This is a genomic window from Streptomyces sp. ID05-39B, assembly GCF_033794725.1.
GTDB lineage: Bacteria > Actinomycetota > Actinomycetes > Streptomycetales > Streptomycetaceae > Streptomyces > Streptomyces bobili.
Genome location: NZ_JARGEF010000451.1, coordinates 1 through 2,690, shown reverse-complemented (window position 1 = coordinate 2,690; position 2,690 = coordinate 1). Strand labels below are relative to the sequence as shown.

2 protein-coding genes are annotated in these 2,690 nt (G+C 74.1%); both read right to left on the bottom strand.

All coding sequences use genetic code 11. The features are described from left to right. Window positions 1-1,332: maltotransferase domain-containing protein (locus tag P1P75_RS40925; RefSeq protein WP_319264960.1), on the bottom strand; the 1,332-nt coding region annotated here is incomplete at its 3' end. A gap of 201 nt (window positions 1,333-1,533) precedes the next feature. Beyond that, window positions 1,534-2,690, bottom strand: a 1,157-nt coding sequence (locus tag P1P75_RS40920) for a S8 family peptidase (RefSeq protein WP_319264957.1), incomplete at its 5' end; no start/stop codon positions are given.

Genomic DNA, 2,690 nt, shown 5'->3' with positions numbered 1-2,690 from the left:
GTCGGCGTCGAAGGCGATCGGGTAGATGTCCTGGTACTTCTTCGGCGGGTTCTCGGCGTAGGCGATCGTCCCGTCCGGACGGTGATGGAACCACTCGGGGTGTTCGCGCACCCACGGGTGGTCCGGCGAGCACTGGAGCGCGAAGTCCAGCGCGATCTCCAGGCCCTGCTCTCTCGCCCGCTGCACGAACCACGCGAAGTCGTCGATCGTGCCGAGATCCGGGTGCACCGCGTCGTGCCCGCCCTCGGGTGAGCCGATCGCCCAGGGCACGCCCACGTCCTCGGGGCCGGGGTCGAGGGTGTTGTTGCGGCCCTTGCGGAAGGTCGTACCGATCGGATGGACGGGCGGGAGGTAGACGACGTCGAAGCCCATCGCGGCGATCGCGGGCAGCCGCCGGGCGGCCGTGCGGAACGTGCCGTGCGGGCGCTCGGGGGTGCCCTCCGAGCGCGGGAAGAACTCGTACCAGGAGCCGTACAGCGCCCGCTCCCGCTCCACCTGCAACGGCAGCGTCTCGGATTCGGTGACCAGCTCGCGCACCGGATGGCGGGCCAGCACCGCGTCCACCTCCGGGTCGAGTGCCGCCGCCAGCCGGGAGGCCGCCGGGCGGGACTCGTCGCGCAGGGCGTCGACCGCGGCGAGCAGGACGTCCCGCTTCGCCGCGGCGCCCTCCGCGGCCTCGGGGATACCGGCGGCGGCGCGCTCGTACAGCAGGGCGCCCTCCTCCAGGACGAGGCCGGTGTCGATGCCCGCGGGGATCTTGATGCGCGCGTGGTGCCGCCAGGTGCTGACCGGATCGCTCCAGCCCTCGACGGTGTACGTCCAGTGGCCCGGCGCGTCCGGGGTGACGTCGGCGCCCCAGCGGTCCGTGCCGGGTGCCAGCTCGCGCATCGGCGTCCACGGGCCGCGGCGGCCGTCGGGATCGCGCAGCACGACGTCGGCGGCGACGGCGTCGTGACCCTCGCGGAACACGGTGGCCGAGACCTGGAACGTCTCTCCGGCGACGGCCTTGGCGGGCCGCCGGCCGCGCAGGACGACCGGCCGGACATCGAGGACGGGTATACGCCCCACGGCGGTCCCGCCCCCCGCGGCGGACCGCTCGGGCGACGACCGCTGCGGCGGTGACTGCCCGGTCGGTGCTTGCCCGGTCGGTGACTGCTGGGGCGCCGACTGCTGAGGCGCTGGCTGTTCCATCGGCGACTGCTCCGGCGACGACCGCTTCGCGGAGGATCGCTCCGGGGCGGCCGGTCCGGCGGTTGCGGGACGCTCGGAGGATGGTGGCGCTGCGGCGCGAGGGGGTGTCGGGGGTGCTGACGAGTGGTGCGTGGCGGGCATGACCGCTCCTGTCCGCATCAACGAGGGTGGGCGGATGGATGTGGGGAGGTGGGTCCTGCGACGTAAGGGTCCCGTACCGGAGGAGCCTTCCCACCCTGTTCGGGTGAGCAATCCGGCACGTTGTTAACTACTGGCGCGTATGTATTCACAAAGTCTGGCCCTGTTCGTGCGGCTTGTCCTACGGGCAGGTCCTGCCAGGCCCTACGGACGCGGGACCCGCAGGAGTCTGTCCGGTGAACCGGGGCCGCGGCGGGACACCTTGCCGTTCGTGGCCCCCGCGACCAGGGCCCGCTGCACCTGCGCGGGCGTGGCCCTCGGACGCGTGGCCAGGTACAGCGCGGCCACGCCCGCCGCGTGCGGCGCCGCCATCGACGTACCGGACCAGGTCGCGCGCCCCGTGTCGCTCGTGTGCGCCGTCGAGATGATGGACACCCCCGGGGCGAACAGGTCGAGGGCCGAGCCGTGGTTGGAGTAGCCGAGGCGGACGTCCCGGCGGTCGGTCGCGCCGACGGTGATCGCCTCTTTGACGTCGGCGGGGGAGTACAGGGCTGCCGCCCGGCCCTCGTTCCCGGCGGCGACGGTGTAGGTCACGCCGGAGCGGATCGACGCGCGGACGGCCGCGTCCAGCTGCGCGCTGTACGGGCCGCCCAGGCTGAGGTTGGCGACCGCCGGCTTCCTCGCGTGCCGGGTGACCCATTCGATGCCGGCGATGACCCGCGCGGTGGTGCCGGCGCCCGCGTCGTCCAGCACCCGGACGGAGACCACCTTCGCCTTCCCGGCGACCCCGGCGCTCGTGCCCGCGACGGTCCCGGCGACATGGGTGCCATGGCCGTTGCCGTCCCCGGCGGTGCGGTCGCCGTCCACGAAGTCCCACCCGTACGACGCCCGGCCGCCGAAGTCGCGGTGCGTGATCCGTACGCCGGTGTCGATGACGTACACCGTCACCCCGGCCCCCGCGGAGGCCGGCGCGGTGTAGCCGCCGTCCAGGGGGAGGCCCGCCTGATCGAGGCGGTCGAGGCCCCAGGAGGCGGGCCGCTGCCGGGTCCGGGCGGTTCGCAAAGGTGCGGTCCGCCGGGCCGCGTCGAGAGCCACCCGGGTGTCCTGGACGACCGACACCACCCGCGGGTCGGCCGCGAGCCGCCGTGCCTGTCCCGCGCTCGCCTCGACGGCGAAACCGTTGAGGACAGTGCCGTAGGTGTGGCTGATCCGCACCCCGTACCGTGCGGCGATGCCCTGGCTTGCGGCCGGTGCCCGCACCCCCTCCCCGAGCGTCACGAGATAGCTGCCGTCGACGGTGCCGGGCTGACCGGCGCCGCCTATCGTCCCCTGCGGTGGTGCGGCGTGGGTGGGTGGGGTGA